The organism is Undibacterium sp. (genome assembly GCF_030683615.1).
GTDB lineage: Bacteria > Pseudomonadota > Gammaproteobacteria > Burkholderiales > Burkholderiaceae_D > Undibacterium > Undibacterium umbellatum.
Genome location: NZ_JAUXQE010000013.1, coordinates 25,228 through 45,236, shown reverse-complemented (window position 1 = coordinate 45,236; position 20,009 = coordinate 25,228). Strand labels below are relative to the sequence as shown.

Sequence of the window (20,009 nt, the reverse complement as noted above, 5' to 3'; positions counted from 1 at the left end):
ATAAGCAGCAGTATCAATCCGTAACAGTGCAGGCTTTAAAAACATAAAAACGGTATAAACCGAAACACATGCCTTACTCACGTAGAGCGAATAGCAGAAAGCTTCTTACTTTCACAGGCACTCGCCCTACTGTGCTTACTTACAATAACGAAGAGACAGCAAAAAAATTGTACGCAGTAATAAAACGCAGCGTGCGCAAAGGAAACAACATGGTCAGAAAGACGAAAGAAGAAGCACAGGAAACTTATAATACGCTGCTAGACGCAGCAGAAAAAGTATTCGCCGAAAGAGGTGTCACCAGCACCACACTCAATGATGTTGCCACGGCAGCAGGCATGACACGCGGCGCCATTTACTGGCACTTCAAGGATAAAAATGCCCTCTTTCAGGCCATGTGCGACCGCGCCTTTCTACCCATGGAAGCCTTGCTTAATGAAATTGTTTCTGCACCGCTCAAAGACCCGCTGGCTGGCCTCAAAGAGTTAAATGTCCACTTTCTTAACCTGGTTACAGGCAACCCGCGTCAGCAAAATGTGTTTGACATCATTTTTCATCGTTGTGAGAAAAACAGCGAACTGATTTTTTTCAGTGCCGAAAGCGAAAAACGGGATGAATGCCTGGCCAAAGTACAAGCCATGATCCAGCAAGCTGTTGATCAGGGGCAATTACATCCAGACACCGACACCTGGATCGCCATGCAAGCCAGCCACGCCTATGTCATAGGCATAGTCCATGAATGGCTGGAAGACTCTTCCGCCTATTGTCTGATGCAACATGCGGAAGACATGGTAGACATATTCATGGCAGGCCTGGTAGCCCGCCCGCCATTAAAAAAATCGAAGCCTGCTGAGCAGGGATGCAATATGCGCCAGGCTTCTGGGCAAAACTAAACTGGCAACTTCCAGTCAAACCGTACTGCCATCATGCGCAGTACGAAACATATACCCACCCCAAATGCCAGGGCAACACCTTCATTGACCTCTAGCCGGTTCAGTATCAGATAAGTCCAGCAACCCGCAAAGGCGCAAGTCGCATATAAATGGCTGCGCCGGAACACCAGCGGTATTTCATTACAGATAATATCGCGCAAGACACCACCAAAAATACCGGTGATCACCCCCATCATGACACAGACAAACATCGGCATCTGCGCCTCTTGCGCCAGCGACGCCCCGGTCACGCTGAACAAACCCAGTCCCAGCGCATCTGCCAGCACGATGGCATTTTCCGTCACTGCATTACGCAAATGCCGTAAAAACGGGATGGCGACGACAGACATTACAAAGATGATGATAGGGTATTCCTGATTCTCCACCCAAAACAGAGGCCGCCGGTCCAGCAGCAAGTCACGCAGGGTGCCACCGCCAAAGGCTGTGATAAAGGCCACAGTAAACACCCCCACCACATCCATGCGCTTGCGTCGCGCCTCAATAAATCCCGAACTGGCAAAAGCCAGTATCCCGGCGACTTCAATGGTATGCAACATCGAACTCATACCCAGATAGCTCGTCGTCATGTTTCTCCTTCAGGATTTGGTGCAAAAATGGGGATTTTAGCAAGTTGAACGTGATTTTGGGTCTAGAGTTTGTGTGTGAAATTCAAAACCTCTCACCACAGAGACACGGAGGCACAGAGAACGACAAAGAGAAATGCAAAAAAACAGAAGGCTACAAGAAGAAGCCACCTCCTTAAATTCGTCGTTCCTGCGTAGGCAGGAACTCACACCGGGCTGGCGCTCCAGCGGTGTTCGAAGCAAACTAGGAGAGACCACAACAAAAAGAACGAAAACATGCACAATAAGTAACACAACCGCAAGCAGATTCACCTTATCCACCCAACATTTATCCTCAATCCCCGCCCATCCCACACGAAACCTCATCGCAAAAATCCCAATTTCCGTTGTATAATCATCGGCTTGGCATTTTGGGCGTCCAAAATCCAGACAATTATTTAAACCTTTGGCAAGTGATAATGCAATCGGGTCAAGAAGCAAGGCGACCGACGAAGTGCTTATTGGCTACCTACACTATTTTCGAGGCAAGCATGAGAGATGGCATCCACCCAAATTATCGCGAAGTTCTGTTCCACGACGTTTCTTGCGATTTCAAATTCATCACACGCTCAACAATCAACACCAAAGACAAAGGTGAGTTTGAAGGCAAAGAATACCCACTGGTAAAGATCGAGGTTTCTGCAGAATCTCATCCTTTCTACACTGGCAAACACAAAATCGTGGATACAGCCGGTCGCGTTGAAAAATTCCGCCAAAAGTTCGGCAAAGTCGGTTCCAAGACTTCTGTCGCCAACTAATTGGCCAGGGAAACACAGACGAATCTCAAGTAGCACAGTCTCATGCGTTAGCAGGGCCAGCCTTGCTAATACAAAATCGCGGAGTACGCAAGATCGTCTGTGGTTCCCAAGAATTTTTAGTAAAAAAGGCAGCTCAGGCTGCCTTTTTTACTAAAGCTTTACCCTACAATAAGCATCCTTTCCCTCCACCACCCAGATATGAAGCCAGTCCGACTTCCTGCCGCCGCAACTGTTGCGCTACCGCGCTGGGGAATCATCGCCCTCTGTCTCCTGTATATCCTGCCCGGCCTGATAGGCCGCGATCCGTGGAAAGGTGACGATGCTGCCGGCTTCGGCATCATGTGGACCATGGCACACGGCAACCTGTCTGACTGGCTGTGGCCGCACATCGTCGGCCTGCCCATGCCAGAAGAAGGCCCGCTGGCGTTTTGGCTTGGTGCCATCTGCATTAAATTATTTGGCTGGCTGGTGGGTGAACCCATGGCCGCCCGCCTGAGTACCGGTATATTCTTCCTGCTCGGCTCACTCTCGGTATGGTATGCCACCTACCTGCTGGGCCGCAGGCCAGAAGCACAGCCATTGAAGTTGGCCTTTGGCGGCCAGCCAGAAGCACGCGACTTTGGTCGCACCCTGGCCGACGGTGCATTGCTGATTTATCTTGGCTGCCTGGGCCTGCTATTGCGCAGCCATGAAACCAGCACCGAAGCACTGCAAATATCCCTGATCGCCTGCACCCTGTATTTATGTGTGCGCCTGCTGGATGAACCAGGCAAGCTCACCGCCGCCAAAATTGGCGGCACACTAGGCTTGCTGGTACTGACCCGTGGCTGGGTATTGCCCCTGGGTTTATGGATCAGCCTGCTGGCAGTGTGTACCTACCGCCAGCAACGCCAACCCCTGAAATATTTGCTCAACATCACCCTGCCGCTGACCATCGCCGTTGCAGGTCTCTGGCTATTCACTATCAGCCTGGTACACCCCTATGACAGCTCGCCTTATCAGGGCTGGATGCTGTGGAATTATCGTCAGTTCAACTTCCCCAGGTTTGAAAGCATCAGTTACCTGTTGCGCTATGGCATCTGGTATAGCTGGCCTGCATGGCCATTTGCAGCCTGGGCCATCTTTGCCTGGCGCAAGCAAGAGAAAGCCCTCCACATCTCCCTGCCTGTCAGCTTTTTAATTTGCTTCGGCGTGCTGGCCATACTCAATCACCAGTCAGAAGAAGCGATACTCTTGCCGATACTGCCACCGCTGGCAATACTCGCCGCCTTTGGCTTGCCAACCATGAAGCGCAGCGCCATCAATGCCGTTGACTGGTTCTCTGTCATCGTCTTCACCGCCGTCGCCGCCTTTATCTGGCTGTACTGGCTGGCTGACCAGACAGGCTGGCCACCCGGCATGGCGAAAAGAGCTGGCAACCTGGTGCCAGGCTACCAGTCCAGCTTCAATATTTTTGTCTTCATCATCGCACTGAGTGCAACAGTAGCCTGGTTCCGCCTTGTCTACTGGCGCATCTCCAGACAGCCTGCCGTATTGTGGCGCGCAGTAGTATTGTCCAGTGGGGGCGTTATCTTATGCTGGCTACTGGTGCAAAGTCTGGGCTTGCAGTGGCTGGACCAAAAAGTCAGCTATGCGCCACTGTCCAAAGAACTCGCGCAAAAAGTGCCACCCAATATGGGCTGCATACAAGCCCACATTGGCCCATCACAACGCGCTTCATTTGCGTATTTTGGCAAGCTGCACTTTGCCGGATTCTCTGACCATGACTGCCAGCTGTTACTGGTACAAAACAGCAAGAAATCCGCGCATGAGAGCGTGCTGCCACCTGAATACAAACCAGAGCACTGGTCTGTCATCTGGTCTGGCCACCGCGCTGCCGACAATGACGAATTGTTTACCCTGTACCAGCGCAAGCAGCAATGAAGACCGAACACCCCAGCACACTGCGCGGCAACATCAAACGCATCGCCTCACTATCATGGCCCATGATGGTGGGCCAGATGGCCGTGGTGGGCAATGGGGTGATAGACACAGCCATGACTTCGCGCTTCTCGGCGACTGACCTGGCCGCACTCTCCATCGGCATCTCAATTTATGTCAGCATCTTCGTTGGCCTCAATGGCATCTTGCAAGCCATCTCCCCTGTCGTTGGTCAATTATTCGGCGCACGCAAATTCAAAAAGATAGGCGCAGAAATCAAGCAAGGCGTATGGCTGGGCGCTTTCCTTGCCTGTATAGGCTGCCTCATCCTGCTATTCCCAAATAGTCTGCTCTCCATCGCGCAAGCCTCGCCCACCTTGAATGACAAGGCTGCGCAATACCTGCAAATACTCGCCATCGCCCTGCCCGCCACGCTAGGCTTCAGGATTTATGGCGCACTCAACAATGCGGTTGGCCGCCCCAAGATGGTCATGGCCATCCAGCTCGCTGCACTGGCGATAAAAATCCCGCTCAATACCCTCTTCATATTCGGTGGCCTTGGCATACCCGCCATGGGCGGCCCCGGCTGCGCTGCCGCCACTGCTGTCAATGCCTGGCTCATGCTCATCACTGCCTGGCTCATGCTCAAGCACGTCAAATATTATGAATTGTTTGCATTATTTGGCACAGGCTTCGTCAAACCCAACTGGAAAGCCCTGCGCAGCCTGCTGCACCTTGGCATACCCATGGGCCTGAGCTACCTCATCGAAGTCACCGCCTTTGCTTTCATGGCCCTGTTCATTGCACGACTGGGTGAAGTGGCAGTATCCGGCCACCAGCTCACCGCCAACTTTGGCACCATCCTGTACATGCTTCCCCTGGCGATTGCCAGCGCCACCGGCACCCTGGTCGCGCAAGCCATAGGCGCCAAGCAAATGCAGGCTGCCCGCGTCACTGGCAATGCAGGCATCATCCTGGCTGCCATGCTGGCTGTGCCCATCGGCATCACCATCTGGTTCAGCCGCGACCTGATTTTGCATGCCTACACATCTAACCCCATCATCATCGCAGCTGCCTTCCCGCTGTTCACCTTCATTTCGGTGTACCAGATTTTTGATGCGATACAAGTCACCACCGCCTTCATCCTGCGCGCCTACAAAATCGCCATCGTTCCCACCATCCTGTACGCCTTTGCGCTATGGGGCTGCGGCCTCGGCGGCGGCGTTATCCTCGGCCTGGACCCCTACAACATCAGCCCGGCTTTCTTGCACGGCGCAGCAGGCTTCTGGATGGCCAACAGCACCAGCCTCGCCATCGTCGCCTTCAGCCTGTGGTACTACCTGCGCATCGTCCAAAGACGCTTCCCCACCCCCGCCATGTGGCGCAGGAACGTAAATTTTGACCAGCCAGGCAGAAATCCATAAACACAGCAAACCGCAAAAACAGCAAGCCACTTGCAAAATCCTGACGGCTCTGTCATAATTTTGTTCTGCGTTGCCGAGATGGCGGAATAGGTAGACGCACGGGACTCAAAATCCCGCGCCGCAAGGCGTGCCGGTTCGATTCCGGCTCTCGGCACCAAAAGCATTTGTAAGGCTCTCCATGTGAGAGCCTTTTTGCTTGGGTGATCAGGTTTATTTTTACCAGCTACGGATTCTTTTGCAAATAATCCGCACACTCATTCAACTGCCTGAGCACAAGCTCACGCACATAATCAAAAGTTGGTGTGTAGCCGATTGTATCGATAGCGTCGAACTGCTTACGCAGTGAACTCGTATCGCCATGCAGAATTGTATTAATCGCCTTTACATGCCTGACCAAAAATTGACTCGCTGCGAGTAATTGCGCAGGCTCCTTTTCTGCCACAAGGGCAAAATCAAACATATCTCTGGCCTGCAAGCGATCACCACGATGGAAAAATTTCTTGGCAATGATTTCTGCCGAAGTCTCCACCCTCACCTGTCGCCCGAAAATTTCCTCAAAAAGAAAAGGTGCATCAGTGAGATTAGGTGAAGCGACAAAATCAATCTCACCATTCGGCAAGAAAAGTTTGACGTAATTTTCCGCTTCCGTATACTCAGTAGTAATACTCTCGGCCTGATCACTAAGACGCGGCGTGACATACTTCAAAGCCTGCGGATCAGGCACAAAAATATCAATATCCTTGCTGAACCGATGCTAATAACGACGCATCAACACCGTCCCACCACCAAAAGTCCAGTACAAATTCTTTGTGCCATGAGTCTCGATTTCATTAATCAAAGTCAGACTCTTTTTAAACAAATCCTCCCAAATCGCCAAATCCGCCATTACCAGACCTTTCTATAGATATGCAAATCGCTGGCAAACTTCGACACATTGCGCATAATGGTTCGCGTTGAGGTCTGGCTTGCAGTCGCTGCTTCATGAATCGCCTTTACGACAATAGGCAATGGCGTCTCTTCCAGGAGAGTCATGAGGTGAGGCTGATATTCAGCAGGCGCAATCCCTGTCCCCAAAATCTCTTTCAACTGAGATGAAGACAGCATCAGCCCATAACTGGTGCTGGCAGTACGCGCAGCAATATCCAGAGCCTTGCTAACGCCCTTGGCAGGTTTCGCATCCAGGTCTAGCCCCAAAATAGCCAATAGATTAAGCAGCTTGCTATAGCCAAGATCAGACAAGACGCCACTTTCAAGCTGATTGACCGTTGTACGTGACAATCCTGCAAGCTTGGCGACTTGCGCCTGCGTCAGTCCCAACGCAGCCCTTGCCTCTTTTACTTGATCGCCAATCTCGTGAAGTTTCATAAACATTTATTTGTTCAGTATATTGAACATAATTATGGAACAATATGATTAAAAATCAAGGGAATATCATCCAGAATTTGAAAAGACTGCCTAAGGCTATAGATATTTACCAATAAACAACTCTATGGATTCAAAATGCCAAACTAGCCATTCTGTGCAGGGATGCCAGAATCTGCTCGCTTGCTTACTGAGTTGTCGCTATTAGTTTGTGGTTCCCTTCTCATTCCATGCCAACGCCACCAAACACTCACGCGCAATTTCCCAATACAGAAATTATTCTCCACTTCAAAAAGGAAGAAGTGCATTAAGTTACTATCCCATCAAGTACAATCTTTACTCCTCCCGAAGCGCAACACAAACACGACACCGATGGATAAGAAAACTCTCACCGAACGTGATATTTGCACAAAGTACATTACACCAGCCGTAACAAGTGCTGGCTGGGACTTGCATACCCAAATCCGTGAAGAAGTGAGTTTTACCAAAGGCCGCATCATAGTGCGGGGCAAGTTACATACTCGCGGCGAGCAAAAACGTGCTGATTACATCCTCTACTACAAGTCGAACATCCCGCTGGCAGTCATTGAAGCCAAAGACAACACTCATAGTCTAGGCGCTGGTATGCAGCAAGCGCTCAATTATGCAGAGACCTTGGGTGTGCCATTTGTCTTTAGTTCTAATGGTGACGGCTTTCTGATGCATGACCGTACAGGGAGCGCAGAAAAGACAGAAATAGAACTAAGCCTGGATGCCTTCCCTGACCCGACTCAACTCTGGCAGCGTTATTGCCAATGGAAAGGGATAGAAACTCCCGCCGCAATCCAGACAATTGAGATGCCTTATTACGATGACGGTACTGGTCGCTCACCACGTTACTATCAAGCGAGTGCCATCAATAGCACCATTGAAGCAGTCGCTCAGGGACAACAGCGCATTCTCCTGGTGATGGCAACCGGCACTGGCAAAACTTACACCGCGTTCCAGATCATCTGGCGTTTATGGAAATCCGGTGCCAAAAAACGCATACTATTTCTGGCAGATCGCAACATCCTCGTCGATCAGACCAAGAATAATGATTTCAAGCCCTTCGGCGCGGCCATGACCAAGATCACAAAGCGCCAGGTTGATAAAAGTTACGAGATTTACCTATGTCTGTATCAAGCGGTCACCGGCACAGAAGAAGAACAAAACATCTACAAGCAATTTTCGCCTGATTTCTTTGACCTCATCGTCATTGACGAATGTCATCGTGGCAGTGCTGCTGAGGATTCTGCATGGCGTTCTATTTTGACTTACTTCTCTAATGCAACGCATATAGGCTTAACCGCTACGCCAAAAGAAACCAAAGAGGTTTCAAGCATTAACTATTTTGGTGATCCAGTTTACAGCTATACCCTCAAGCAAGGCATAGAAGATGGCTTCCTCGCTCCATACAAAGTAGTACGTATTGATATAGACAAAGACGTACAAGGCTGGCGTCCAAGCAAGGGGCAGCTTGATAAGAATGGCCAGGAAATTGAAGACCGTATCTACAATCAAATCGATATGGACAGAACCTTGGTACTTGAGAAGCGCACAGAACTCGTCGCCAAAAAGATCACACAATTTCTGACATCCACTGATCCTTACGCCAAAACCATCGTCTTCTGCGATGACATCGACCACGCCGAGCGCATGCGCCAAGCTTTAGTCAATCTCAATCCAGAACGAGTGAAAGAAAATCGCAAATACATCATGCGGATAACTGGCGATGAAAAAGAAGGTAAAGCTGAGCTTGATAATTTTATCAATCCAGAGGAGCGATACCCAGTCATTGCCACAACTTCCAAGCTCATGACCACCGGCGTTGATGCACAAACTTGCAAGCTGGTGGTATTGGATCAGCACATCAATTCCATGACCGAGTTCAAACAAATGATAGGACGTGGCACGCGCATCAACGAGGATTACGATAAATACTGGTTCACCATCATGGATTTCAAGAAGGCGACAGAACTGTTTGCTGATAAAGATTTTGATGGTGAGCCAGTTGTCATCTATGAACCCACAGCAGACGAGTCGCCAGTACCGCCAGACGAAGAAACCGACATCTTGCTGGACGAACATGGCAACCCCATCTTGCCCGAAGATGCCAATACTCAAGATCAACTCGTCTATGATGAAAGTCAAAGCGATCTAAACGGCAACGAAGTGCATCAAGGTCGGGTAAAATATATCGTCAGCGACGTAGAAGTATTTGTCACTTCAGAACGCGTGCAATACATGGGGCCGGACGGCAAGCTCATCACAGAATCTCTCAAGGATTACACGCGCCAGACTGTACGCAAAGATTACACTTCGCTAGATCAATTCCTGCTGCGCTGGAGCAAAGCCGAACGTAAAACTGCGATTCTGCAAGAGCTTGAACAGCACGGCGTATTGCTGGAAGCACTTGCACAAGACGTAGGTAAAGATTTCGACGCCTTCGATTTGATCTGCCACATCGCATTTGATCAACCGCCACTCACCCGTCGTGAACGGGCTGATCAAGTAAAAAAGCGCAACTACTTCACAAAATATGGCGAGCAAGCACGGCAGGTTCTGGAAATACTTCTGGAGAAATACGCCGACACTGGTATAGAGAATATTGAAGATATTAAAATCCTCACCCTTGATCCATTTAAAACCATGGGCACAGCTAGTGAGCTAGTCTCTGCCTTTGGTGGCAAACCCGCATATATGGCAGCACTGTATGAGCTAGAACAAAATCTGTACGCATAAACATTCAGATAAGTAGGGCGCGCCATGCGCACCGCCCAAACCAGTAACAATCAAAGATAAGTGCGTATAACGCACCCCACGTAAACATAACCCGCAACATTAAGAAATCACCATGAGCATTTCCAGCACCATCAAATCCATCCAGGACATCATGCGCAAAGACGTAGGCGTCGATGGCGACGCCCAGCGACTTAGCCAATTAGTCTGGATGTTATTCCTCAAGATATTTGATGACCGCGAATCAGAATGGGAACTGCTGCAAGATAACTACCGGTCACCACTGCCAGAAAAATACCGTTGGCGCAACTGGGCTGCCAATGCAGAGGGCATGACAGGCGATGAACTCAAGAAATTTCTTGATAATGATATGTTCCCGGCATTACAACAACTTGAAGCCAAGGGAGACGACCAGCGCGCCTACGTGATTCGCTCCGTATTCGAAGACGCCTACAACTACATGAAATCTGGTCAACTGATACGCCAGGTCATCAACAAAATTCAGGAAGGCGTCGATTTTAACAAAGCGCAAGAACGTCACCTGTTCGGCGACATGTATGAACAACTGCTGCGCGATCTGCAAGCCGCAGGCAATGCTGGTGAATTCTATACACCGCGTGCGGTCACCGCCTTTATGGTACAAATGGTCAACCCGCGCCTGGGTGAAAAAGTCATGGACCCCGCCTGCGGTACCGGTGGCTTCTTGACCTGCTCAATTGAACACATCCGCAGTCAGGACGTCAAAACCGTAGAAGACGAAGCAGAATTACAAAGAAGCATACTAGGCATAGAAAAAAAACCAATGCCGCATTTGCTTTGCACTACCAACATGATCTTGCATGGCTTGGACACGCCTATCAATATCCGCCATGACAATACCCTGTCCCACCCGCTGATCAGTTGGGGACCAAAGCAGCGCGTTGAAGTCATCGTCACCAATCCACCTTTTGGCGGCATGGAAGAAGACGGCATAGAGTCCAACTTCCCCGCAGCCTTTCGCACCCGTGAAACCGCCGATTTGTTCCTGGTACTGATCATGCAAATGCTCAAGGCTGGTGGCCGTGCAGCCCTGGTTTTGCCGGATGGCTTCTTGTTTGGCGAAGGCATCAAAACCCGCATCAAAGAAAAGCTGCTGGACGAATGCAATCTGCACACCATCGTGCGCCTGCCCAATGGCGTGTTTGCCCCCTATACAGGTATCAAGACCAATCTGCTGTTTTTCAGCAAAGGCACACCGACGCAAGACATTTGGTTTTACGAGCATCCTTACCCAGAAGGCGTCAAGAGCTATAACAAAACCAAACCCATGAAGCTAGAGGAGTTCGCCGCAGAACGCGCCTGGTGGGGTACAGAAGCGGATGGTTTCAAAACCCGCACTGAAAACAGCCAGGCATGGAAAGTGAGCCTGGAAGACATCAAGGCACGCAACTACAATCTCGATTGTAAAAATCCGCACATAGGCGAACAAGAGATCCACGACCCGGAAATATTGCTGGCGCAATACGCCGCCATGCAAGCCGACATCAGTAACTTGCGCGGTCAGCTCAAAGACATCTTACAAAATGCCTTGCAAGGAAACGCCTAATCATGACAGTGCCAGTCAATATTCAACCCCTATACGAACAAGTTCGGCTAGTTCTTGATGGCGGCCGGCAGCAAGTTCGCCACACAATTAACGACGTCATGGTGCAAAGCTATTGGCATGTCGGTCGTTTAATTGTAGAGGACGAACAAGGCGGCGCTGCCCGTGCCCAATATGGCAAGCAGACTTTGCAGCACCTATCGCAAAAACTCAGTGCTGAATATGGCAAAGGCTTTTCACCGCAAAGTTTATGGAATTTTAGACAATTTTATCTAGAGTTCCCAATTCTCTCCACGGCATGGAGAGAATTACGTTGGTCGCATTTCAAGGTCTTAATGCGGATTAAAGACCGCGCCGCCCGCGATTGGTACACCAACGAAGCAATAAGCCAAGGCTGGAGTGTCGCCGCGCTAGATCGCCAGGTGAGCACCCTATTCTATGAACGTCTGCTCTCCAGCCAAGACAAGCTCGCAGTACAAAGCGAGGCGGTCGCCCTCATTGCAGAACAAACCCCAAACGACCCACGCGACTTTATCCGCGATCCTTATATTCTAGAATTTATCGGTGCCCACCCCAGCGCCACCCTCTATGAAAAAGAACTGGAAACCAATCTCATCGGTCAGCTACAAAACTTTTTGCTAGAACTAGGCAAGGGCTTTGCCTTTGTCGCCAGGCAAAAACAATTGCGCGTAGAAGGCGATGATTTTTTTGTCGATCTGGTGTTTTATAACTACCTGCTCAAATGCTTTTTGCTGGTCGATCTCAAAGTCGGAAAACTCGCCCACCAAGACGTAGGCCAAATGGACATGTATGTGCGCGTCTTTGAAGAACAATATCGTGGCGAAGGCGACAACCCCACACTAGGCTTAATCCTCTTCTCAGAGCGCAACGAAGCCGTCGCTAAATATTCCCTGTTAGCTGACAGCCAACACCTGTTTGCCAGCCGCTACCGCGCCTTCTTACCCACCGAAGAACAATTACAAGCCGAGCTACAACGCGACCGTGCCGTGCTGGAAAACGCCCAAACCGGAGACGATGCATGAGCGCACTACAACATTTGATCACCGAACACATCCACATCTGGACTGCCGCCGATACCGGAAAAAAATCCGGCCGTGGCCGCGCTTCCAGCAATGCCGGTAGCGTGTATGGCATCAAGAAATTGCGTGAATTGATTTTGGAGTTGGCCGTGCGCGGTAAGTTGGTACCGCAGGATGCGAATGATGAACCGGCTAGTGAGTTACTAAAACGAATTCAAGCTGAGAAAGACAGATTGGTTGCTGATGGTAAGATCAAGAAGGATAAGTCGTTTGGACTGATGACAGAAGAAGAAAATCCGTTTGAATTGCCTCACGATTGGATTTGGACAAGACTAGTTGAAATTACGACAGGAATGGATTCTGGATGGAGTCCTGCTTGCCTCGAAAATCGTTCGCCGGCAGACAGTGTTTGGGGTGTACTGAAAACTACCTCTGTTCAGGCGATGCAATATCTAGATTACGAAAATAAAGAGTTACCTGAAAAATTGATTCCACGACCAGAAGCTGAAGTAAAAGTTGGTGATATTTTAGTTACCCGAGCTGGACCAACGAACCGGGTCGCCATATCATGTCTTGTTCAAAATACTCGCCCGAAATTAATGATTTCTGACAAAATTATCAGATTTCATCCAATTGAGATTGGTATTTACGGACGCTATTTAGCATTAAGTTTAAATGCGGGAGCGACTGCTGCTTTTTTAGAAAAGGCAAAATCTGGAATGGCGGCAAGTCAAGTCAATATATCTCAAGAGAAGTTACGCCTAGCACCAATTCCAATTCCTCCTCTAAAGCAACAACACCGCATAGTCGCCAAAGTAGACGAACTAATGGCGCTATGCGACCAACTAGAAGCCCAACACAACAACGCAGCCGACGCTCACGAACAACTCGTCAGCCACTTGTTAAGCACGCTCACGCAATCGCACGACGCAGCAGACTTCAAAACCAACTGGCAACTCATCGCCACGCACTTTGACACCCTGTTCACCACCGAAACCAGCATAGATGCCCTAAAACAAACCCTGCTACAACTAGCAGTCATGGGCAAACTCGTACCACAAGATCCGAAGGACGAATCGGCTAGTGAGTTGCTTATGCGGATTCAGGCTGAGAAAGCTACGTTAATTGCTGAGGGGAAGATCAAAAAAAATAATGCACTGCCTCTGATGACTGATGCAGAAAAACCATACGAATTGCCTGAGCGATGGACATGGGTTCAGTGGAACGAAATTTTGGCATTTGACGACGCCGCATTTAAACGAGGTCCTTTCGGAAGCTCACTCACAAAAGGTATGTTTGTTGAATCGGGTTACAAAGTGTATGAGCAATATTGTCCAATTAATGATGACTGCTCGTTTGAACGATATTACATAACTTCCCAGAAATTTGAAGAAATGAAAGGGTTTGCAGTTAAATCCGGCGACTACCTCGTTAGTTGCTCTGGTGTTACCTTAGGGAGAATTACTCAGGTTCCACCTGTTTTTAAGGAAGGTATCATCAATCAAGCACTTTTGAGAGTAAGAATCAATCATAAATACTATGATAGAAATTTCTTCAAGTTACTTTTTAGATCTGATTTTTTTCAAAAACAAATTTTTGACAACTCAACCGGTTCTGCGATTCCAAACGTAAAGGGTGTTAAAGATTTGAAAATCATGCCTGTACCACTACTCGACATTCAAGAACAAGTTCGTATAGTCATCAAAGTAGACGAACTAATGGCCCTATGCGAACAAATAAAATCCCGTATCACGGAAGCCAGTCTATGCCAGCAGAAGCTAGCCGACGTGATAATTGCAAATACCGCGTGAGGGAAACTTGCATCCATGGAACTGATTTTCTTTTCGGTCGATATTCATAGAAATTTACGAAATTTCAAACTTCGTAATTTGGTCAGAGGTCCACTAAGGACATGAAGTGCCCACCGAACAAGGCAGATAAATCGATTGAATTTTGTTTGAAACAAGCGAAGGATTTGTGTCAGAGTGAAGTATTGCAAATCATAGAAATACTCAAACGGGTTTAAATACTTTACCCTCATACGCTTGCAATATAAGCGACTTAGCATTTTCAAAATCATCACCGTTTGAAACAGACACTTCCAAATCGCCTGTCCCCCAGTGGCCGCTATTGCTTACGTTCCTGCAATTCGCAGGCATAACAGCAAACTGCGCTGGGTAGATATGCAAATACAGCACGATGCGATTCTTTTGCAGAACAACAGTGGCAAAATTTTTCAGGCGCTTGAATGCGACATAGAGCTTGAGCTCTTTTCGTTCTACGTCATCACCTAGAGAGGCAATGAAGTCTTCAACGGTCGTCAATAATTCGCGTAGATGAGGTGACAATTCATGTAACCATTCTGCATATGACTTGTCGCCACTCCTGGGTCGATTGACGGCACTGGTCTCGCTGATCGCTTTGTTGATGGCTTTAGGTGTGGGATTGCTGCCACCGTTGGCTTGTTCCAATAGCAGTAAGTCTTCACCAAATAAGCGATAGCGTATTAGCTCAATATTGCGATCTATCTGCTGCACTGCATGTGCATCAAACTTGGTGAAGTCAGCGGCGATGCAAACCAGGCGTGGGGCGCTCCAGTCTATGCTGGCTGCGGCAGTATCATCCAACTTTTTAGCGACTAATAGCTGGAACTCTGCCTGGTGATCCATTAACCAATCAAGATAATATAAGCCCTGATTGATAACATTTTCAGACACAGAACGCTTGTATTCCAAAATCACTGGGCAGGCGTTTTCATCCAGGCCTAGCGTATCTATACGCCCGCCATGTGTTTTTCCGGTGCTGTATTCAGATGCCAGAAAACGTATGCGCAACAGGTTTGTCAGGTTACTTTCTATCAGGGTTTGCAGAGGCCGTTCAAGGCCAGATGCATCGCCTTGCAACATGGTGGCTTTGCCATCGCTCAGGCGGAACAGGCTGATTTCACTCATTTTATTTTGTTGTCTTTTAAAGTAGCAATTGACGCATTATCAGAGCGAAGCGCCAATAACTCAATACCTATGCTCATCCACCAAATGCTTATTAAAGCTGTACTTGCTGCCACCTTGCAGCACGTCAGTCAGGCGCTTGGGGTTGGCTGATGAAATGAAGATGTCGGCGATGCCGTCCTTGACGCGGAACTTGGTAGCGGGGCTTAGGATGTTGTTGGCTTTGATCGTCAGGTGGCGGATGATTTTGGCTTTTTCGCTGCAGATGAGGAAGTGGTTTTCTTTTCTGAAGTTGGTCAGGGGGATGTTGAGCCACCAGCCTTCGTCGTTGCCGTAGCGGACGACTTGGGAGAATTGGGTGTTGCCTTCGTTGAGGACGTTGGCTTGCAGGGAATCGTTGGCGATTTGGATGGCTTCGGCTTTGTTCATTTTTTTGTCTTCTTTGGCGTTTGGGTGGGATTCATGAGCAGGGTTGCTGCCTGGGTATTCGACGGAAACCCATCCCTATCCCTGCCTTTCCCTTGAAGGGAAAGGAGTATATGGCAGTATTTTAACCGCTGGGCCTTCAATACAGACGGAATTGGTCACAGTTCTCGTTTACCCTTCATCCCACATTGCGTTAAACTGTATGCATATACAGTTATTTAAACGCTACTCCCCTGCCCCATGCTTGCCAATCTGGATAATCCTTTTTACTACTTAGAAAACTTCCAGGCCGTGCTGGACTGGGTGGGTGGGCGTTATGCGGATTTGTTGGCTGCTGATGAGCAGGCGTTTATTGCGCAGTTTGGAAGCCTGCCGCAGGCGTCGCGGGCTTTGTTTGTGCGGATGGTGATGCGCAAGGGTTGCGTGTTCAGGGCCAGCAAGCTGGTGTATGCCGAGATTGGTGAGACCAGGGCGGCCATGCAGGCACTGGTGGATGTGGGCTGGGTGCAGGCGGATCCTGTGGTCGATATTGCTGGCTTGTTTGATTTGCTGCAAAAGCCTGAGCTGGCGCTGGTGCTGGCGATGAAGCCTGCTGAAAAGAAATTGTCCAAGGCTGAGCAACTGGGTTTGTTTAGTTTGCGGCATACGGGTAGCCAGGCTTTTTCTGGCTGGTGTGCGGGTGTTTTGGGCGATGTGGCTTACCAGGTGCTGAACAAGGATTTGTGTGACCGTTTGCGGTTGCTGTTTTTTGGCAACCTGTATCAGGACTGGTCTGAGTTTGTGTTGTCTGACCTGGGTATCTTCCAGTATGAAAAGGTGGAGTTTTCTGCAGCCTCGCGCGGCTTTGGCTGTCGTGCTGATATTGATGCTTATCTGGCTTTGCATGCCTGTCGTGAGGCTTTTCATGCGGAACAGCCTGTGCCTGAGGTGCTGGCGCAACTGGCTGCGACTGGTTTGCATGCATTGGACAATGTCTGGCTGGCGAGCCGCCGTAACCGTTTGCTGTATCAGATTGGTGAGTATCTGGAAAAGCAAAAGGACTGGGCGCTGGCGCAGCAGGTGTATGCGGGTTGCACTTACCCTGGTGCGCGCTTGCGGGCCATACGTGTGCTGGAGAAATGCGAACAGACGCAGGCTGCCTATGATTTGCTGATGCTGGCACAGCAAGCACCTGAGAGTGAGGCAGAGCATCAGCAGATGTTGCGCATAGCACCGCGCCTTGCCCGCAAGCTGGGGCTGGCTAAAGCCGCCAAGGCGACCAGCAAGCCACCGACAGAACTGGCCTTGCGCCTGCCATTACCGCAAGAAGATTATGTGGTCGAGTATGTGGTGCGTGGTCATTTGCATACAGATGATGCGCCGGTGTTTTATGTGGAGAATGCGCTCATTAATTCTCTGTTTGGCTTATTGTGCTGGCCTGTGATTTTCAAGGCGATGCCAGGGGCATTTTTTCACCCCTTCCAGCGTGGGCCAGCAGATTTAATGAGTGTTGATTTTCAGGCGCGGCGGGCGGATGATTTTGCTGCCTGTTTTGCGCAGCTTGATACAGGTGCTTATCGCCAGACCATACGGCAAACTTATGCGGCCAAGTCTGGTTTGCAATCACCCTTTGTGTTTTGGAGTGCGCTGTCTGAAGACTTGCTGGAGATGGCGCTGGCTTGCATACCTGCTCAGCATTTGAAGCATAGTTTTGAGCGCATTTTGCTCGACATCCGGGCCAACCGTAATGGCTTTCCTGACTTGATACAGTTTTGGCCGCAAGAGCAACGTTATCAGATGATAGAGGTCAAAGGCCCTGGCGATAAGCTGCAGGATAACCAGAAGCGCTGGCTGGATTTTTGTGCCACGCACGATATGCCAGTGACAGTGTGCTACCTGGAATGGCAAGAGGTTGAACAGTGAGCATTGAGAGCACCGCCAGTTATACCGTGGCCGTGCGTGCCTTGTGCGAATTCACGGCCAAGCAAGGTGACCTCGATTTACGTTTTACGCCCTCGCCCACTGCCGAGCAAGGCATGGCTGGGCATGCAACTGTGGCCTTGCGCAGAAGCGGTAACTACCAGCGGGAGGTGAAGCTGGAAGGCCAGCATGGCAGCTTGCATGTGCGTGGCCGTGCTGATGGCTATGACCCCGACTTGCAGCAGATAGAAGAAATCAAGACCTACCTGGGTGACTTGCATGCCATGCCAGACAATCACCGTCATCTGCATTGGGCGCAGGCCAAGGTCTATGGACATTTGCTATGCCAGAAGCTAGGCTTGCAAAAGATCAGCGTGGCGCTGGTGTATTTCAATATACAAAGCCAGAAAGAAACGGTGTTGCAGCAAGAGTTGTTTGCTGCTGAATTGGCAGATTTTTTTGCTTTGCTATGTGGGCGCTTTATTGCCTGGGCAGAGCAGGAAGTGGTGCACCGCACAGCGCGTGATCTGGCTTTGGGTGATATGGTCTTTCCGCATGAGACTTTTCGGCCGGGGCAAAGGCAACTGGCAGAAGCGATGTACAAGGCCAGCAAGCGCGGCTGTTGCCTGCTGGCGCAAGCGCCGACAGGCATAGGCAAGACCATAGGCAGTTTGTTCCCACTGTTGAAGGCGACAGCGGAGCATAAGCTGGACAAGATTTTTTATCTGGCGGCAAAAACATCGGGGCGGCAACTGGCTTTGCATGCGCTGGGCAATATCCAGAACAGCACGCCAAAGCTAGGCTTGCGCACGCTGGAATTGGTTGCCAAGACCAAGGCATGTGAATACCCTGAAGCAGCTTGTCATGGCGATGCCTGCCCGCTTGCTAAAGGCTTTTATGATCGCCTGCCTGCTGCGCGCGCTGCAGCTGTTGAACACCAATTGCTGGATAAGGAAGGCTTGCGCAGTGTCGCCCTGGCACACCAGGTTTGCCCTTATTATCTGGGCATAGAAATGGCACGCTGGGCCGATGTCATCATAGGTGACTATAACTATTATTTTGACATCTATGCTTTGCTGCATGGTTTAACGATAGTCAACAACTGGCGTGTCGCTGTGCTGGTGGATGAGGCGCACAATATGGTGACGCGGGCGCGGCAGATGTATAGTGCAGAGCTGCAGCGCGATAGCCTGAAACGCTTGCGCAAAACACCGCCGCCAGCACTCAAAAAAACTTTGAACAGCTTGTATCGCGCCTGGTTGCAACTGGAGAAAGAACAGGAATCTGATTACCAGGCTTATGCAGAGATACCAGAAAAACTGCTGGCCGCGTTGACACGTCTGTGTACAGAAATCGGTCTTTACTTTGCTGACAACCCCAGCCAGTTAGCGCCAGATTTACAGCAGTTTTATCTGGATGCCTTGCTGTTCAACCGTCTGGCAGAAAGCTTTGCTGATCATTCGGTATTTGATATCAGCAAGGAGCATGGTGCATCAACGCTATGCATACGCAATATCGTGCCTGCTGCTTTTCTGACACCGCGTTTTGCGGCCAGCCATACAACAGCGCTGTTCTCGGCCACTCTGAGTCCATGGAATTATTATTGCGACACGCTAGGCCTGCCAGAAGGCACGGCCTGGGTAGATGTGGAATCGCCCTTCTCTGCTGATCAGTTGCAGGTGCATGTTGTGGATAGTGTCTCTACCCGCTATGCCGACCGTGCGCGTTCTGTTGCACCTATCGTCGCCTTGATGGCGCGGCAATATCATGCGCAACCTGGTAATTATCTGGCGTTCTTCAGCAGCTTTGATTATTTGGGCCAGGTCAGCGACAGCTTTATCAATGCGCATCCTGATATCCCTGTGCGTTTGCAAACCCGGCGTATGAATGAGGCCGATCGTGAAGGGTTCCTGGCTCAGTTTACCGAGGATAGCCAGGGTATCGCTTTTGCTGTGCTGGGTGGGTCATTTGGTGAAGGTATAGATTTGCCGGGTGCTCGCCTGATTGGTGCTTTCATCGCCACGCTTGGTTTGCCGCAGCTTAATCCCATCAATGAACAGATCAAGCTGCGCATGGACAAAATATTTGGGTCGGGGTATGACTATGCTTATCTTTATCCTGGTTTGCAAAAGGTGGTGCAGGCCGCGGGGCGGGTGATACGGCAGACGGATGACAGGGGTGTGGTGTATTTGATTGATGACAGGTTTGCGCGTGGAGATGTGCGGGCTTTGTTGCCGGGGTGGTGGAATTGCAAACTCTAATCTCGTAGGTTGGGCTGCGGTTTACGAGCCCAACACTCGGCGTTTAAATAACCTATACATTTTCAGAGGCCCAGTGT

Annotated in this window: 14 protein-coding genes, 1 tRNA gene and 1 pseudogene; 11 read left to right on the top strand and 5 right to left on the bottom strand. The window is 49.9% G+C overall.

Annotation, left to right across the window (positions count from 1 at the left end):
• Nucleotides 1-209 precede the first annotated feature (209 nt).
• Nucleotides 210-890, top strand: a complete 681-nt coding sequence (locus Q8K39_RS07675) for a TetR family transcriptional regulator (protein WP_186955280.1) — start codon at nt 210-212, stop codon at nt 888-890.
• Here the strand turns inward: Q8K39_RS07675 and Q8K39_RS07670 are convergent.
• The gene (locus Q8K39_RS07670; RefSeq protein ID WP_230413825.1) at nt 887-1,516 is read right to left on the bottom strand and encodes a trimeric intracellular cation channel family protein; all 630 of its coding nucleotides are present in this window, start codon (nt 1,514-1,516) and stop codon (nt 887-889) included. The two genes, Q8K39_RS07675 and Q8K39_RS07670, sit on opposite strands and share 4 nt — an antisense overlap.
• A 527-nt stretch (nt 1,517-2,043) precedes the next feature.
• Between Q8K39_RS07670 and Q8K39_RS07665 the strand changes: the two genes are divergently transcribed.
• The 4 genes from Q8K39_RS07665 (at nt 2,044) to Q8K39_RS07650 (ending at nt 5,811) form a co-directional block, all read left to right on the top strand.
• Nucleotides 2,044-2,310, top strand: a complete 267-nt coding sequence (locus tag Q8K39_RS07665) for a type B 50S ribosomal protein L31 (RefSeq protein WP_186955279.1) — start codon at nt 2,044-2,046, stop codon at nt 2,308-2,310.
• A gap of 198 nt (nt 2,311-2,508) precedes the next feature.
• Nucleotides 2,509-4,233, top strand: coding sequence for a glycosyltransferase family 39 protein (locus Q8K39_RS07660; protein ID WP_305259179.1), 1,725 nt, complete (start codon nt 2,509-2,511; stop codon nt 4,231-4,233).
• On the top strand, nt 4,230-5,654 hold the full coding sequence (locus tag Q8K39_RS07655; protein ID WP_305259177.1) for an MATE family efflux transporter: 1,425 nt from the start codon (nt 4,230-4,232) through the stop codon (nt 5,652-5,654). The genes Q8K39_RS07660 and Q8K39_RS07655 overlap by 4 nt, the downstream gene beginning before the upstream one ends.
• A 72-nt stretch (nt 5,655-5,726) precedes the next feature.
• A tRNA-Leu gene (locus Q8K39_RS07650) sits at nt 5,727-5,811 on the top strand.
• 66 nt (nt 5,812-5,877) lie between these two features.
• On the opposite strand, the pseudogene Q8K39_RS07645 reads toward Q8K39_RS07650, so the two are convergent.
• Both Q8K39_RS07645 and Q8K39_RS07640 read right to left on the bottom strand, forming a co-directional pair.
• A pseudogene (locus Q8K39_RS07645) lies at nt 5,878-6,396 on the bottom strand (nucleotidyl transferase AbiEii/AbiGii toxin family protein); the annotation flags it as partial.
• Between the two features lie 143 nt (nt 6,397-6,539).
• A complete protein-coding gene (locus Q8K39_RS07640) occupies nt 6,540-7,025 on the bottom strand; it encodes a helix-turn-helix transcriptional regulator (RefSeq protein WP_305259175.1) in 486 nt (161 codons plus the stop codon).
• A gap of 363 nt (nt 7,026-7,388) precedes the next feature.
• On the opposite strand from Q8K39_RS07640, the gene hsdR reads away from it, so the two are divergent.
• From hsdR to Q8K39_RS07620, 4 genes are all read left to right on the top strand, one after another.
• Nucleotides 7,389-9,779, top strand: a complete 2,391-nt coding sequence (gene hsdR / locus Q8K39_RS07635) for an EcoAI/FtnUII family type I restriction enzme subunit R (protein ID WP_305259212.1) — start codon at nt 7,389-7,391, stop codon at nt 9,777-9,779.
• Between the two features lie 112 nt (nt 9,780-9,891).
• Complete coding sequence (locus Q8K39_RS07630) at nt 9,892-11,361, top strand: class I SAM-dependent DNA methyltransferase (protein WP_305259173.1); 1,470 nt, start codon at nt 9,892-9,894, stop codon at nt 11,359-11,361.
• Nucleotides 11,362-11,363: 2 nt separating this feature from the next.
• On the top strand, nt 11,364-12,401 hold the full coding sequence (locus tag Q8K39_RS07625; RefSeq protein WP_305259171.1) for a YhcG family protein: 1,038 nt from the start codon (nt 11,364-11,366) through the stop codon (nt 12,399-12,401).
• Entirely contained in the window at nt 12,398-14,209 is a 1,812-nt protein-coding gene (locus tag Q8K39_RS07620; RefSeq protein ID WP_305259169.1) for a restriction endonuclease subunit S, read from the top strand. The genes Q8K39_RS07625 and Q8K39_RS07620 overlap by 4 nt, the downstream gene beginning before the upstream one ends.
• A 201-nt stretch (nt 14,210-14,410) precedes the next feature.
• Here Q8K39_RS07620 and Q8K39_RS07615 read toward each other — a convergent pair whose 3' ends face one another.
• Complete coding sequence (locus tag Q8K39_RS07615) at nt 14,411-15,349, bottom strand: DUF5655 domain-containing protein (protein ID WP_305259168.1); 939 nt, start codon at nt 15,347-15,349, stop codon at nt 14,411-14,413.
• A 60-nt stretch (nt 15,350-15,409) separates the two neighbouring features.
• Nucleotides 15,410-15,775, bottom strand: a complete 366-nt coding sequence (locus Q8K39_RS07610; RefSeq protein WP_305259166.1) for a hypothetical protein — start codon at nt 15,773-15,775, stop codon at nt 15,410-15,412.
• Nucleotides 15,776-16,012: 237 nt separating this feature from the next.
• On the opposite strand from Q8K39_RS07610, the gene Q8K39_RS07605 reads away from it, so the two are divergent.
• A complete protein-coding gene (locus tag Q8K39_RS07605) occupies nt 16,013-17,674 on the top strand; it encodes a VRR-NUC domain-containing protein (protein ID WP_305259163.1) in 1,662 nt (553 codons plus the stop codon).
• Nucleotides 17,671-19,932 (top strand): ATP-dependent DNA helicase, encoded by a 2,262-nt coding sequence (locus Q8K39_RS07600; protein ID WP_305259161.1) that lies wholly within the window; start codon nt 17,671-17,673, stop codon nt 19,930-19,932. Before Q8K39_RS07605 ends, Q8K39_RS07600 begins: the two co-directional genes overlap by 4 nt.
• Nucleotides 19,933-20,009: the final 77 nt, after the last annotated feature.

What these genes read in the sequence shown, in the direction of transcription:
- Q8K39_RS07665 (WP_186955279.1), top strand. Translation starts at nt 2,044, where the DNA reads ATGAGAGATGGCATCCACCCAAATTATCGCGAAGTTCTGTTCCACGAC.
- Q8K39_RS07610 (WP_305259166.1), bottom strand. Translation starts at nt 15,775, where the DNA reads ATGAACAAAGCCGAAGCCATCCAAATCGCCAACGATTCCCTGCAAGCC.
- Q8K39_RS07655 (WP_305259177.1), top strand. Translation starts at nt 4,230, where the DNA reads ATGAAGACCGAACACCCCAGCACACTGCGCGGCAACATCAAACGCATC.
- Q8K39_RS07660 (WP_305259179.1), top strand. Translation starts at nt 2,509, where the DNA reads ATGAAGCCAGTCCGACTTCCTGCCGCCGCAACTGTTGCGCTACCGCGC.
- Q8K39_RS07625 (WP_305259171.1), top strand. Translation starts at nt 11,364, where the DNA reads ATGACAGTGCCAGTCAATATTCAACCCCTATACGAACAAGTTCGGCTA.
- Q8K39_RS07670 (WP_230413825.1), bottom strand. Translation starts at nt 1,516, where the DNA reads ATGACGACGAGCTATCTGGGTATGAGTTCGATGTTGCATACCATTGAA.
- Q8K39_RS07615 (WP_305259168.1), bottom strand. Translation starts at nt 15,349, where the DNA reads ATGAGTGAAATCAGCCTGTTCCGCCTGAGCGATGGCAAAGCCACCATG.
- Q8K39_RS07640 (WP_305259175.1), bottom strand. Translation starts at nt 7,025, where the DNA reads ATGTTTATGAAACTTCACGAGATTGGCGATCAAGTAAAAGAGGCAAGG.
- Q8K39_RS07620 (WP_305259169.1), top strand. Translation starts at nt 12,398, where the DNA reads ATGAGCGCACTACAACATTTGATCACCGAACACATCCACATCTGGACT.
- hsdR (WP_305259212.1), top strand. Translation starts at nt 7,389, where the DNA reads ATGGATAAGAAAACTCTCACCGAACGTGATATTTGCACAAAGTACATT.
- Q8K39_RS07675 (WP_186955280.1), top strand. Translation starts at nt 210, where the DNA reads ATGGTCAGAAAGACGAAAGAAGAAGCACAGGAAACTTATAATACGCTG.
- Q8K39_RS07605 (WP_305259163.1), top strand. Translation starts at nt 16,013, where the DNA reads ATGCTTGCCAATCTGGATAATCCTTTTTACTACTTAGAAAACTTCCAG.
- Q8K39_RS07630 (WP_305259173.1), top strand. Translation starts at nt 9,892, where the DNA reads ATGAGCATTTCCAGCACCATCAAATCCATCCAGGACATCATGCGCAAA.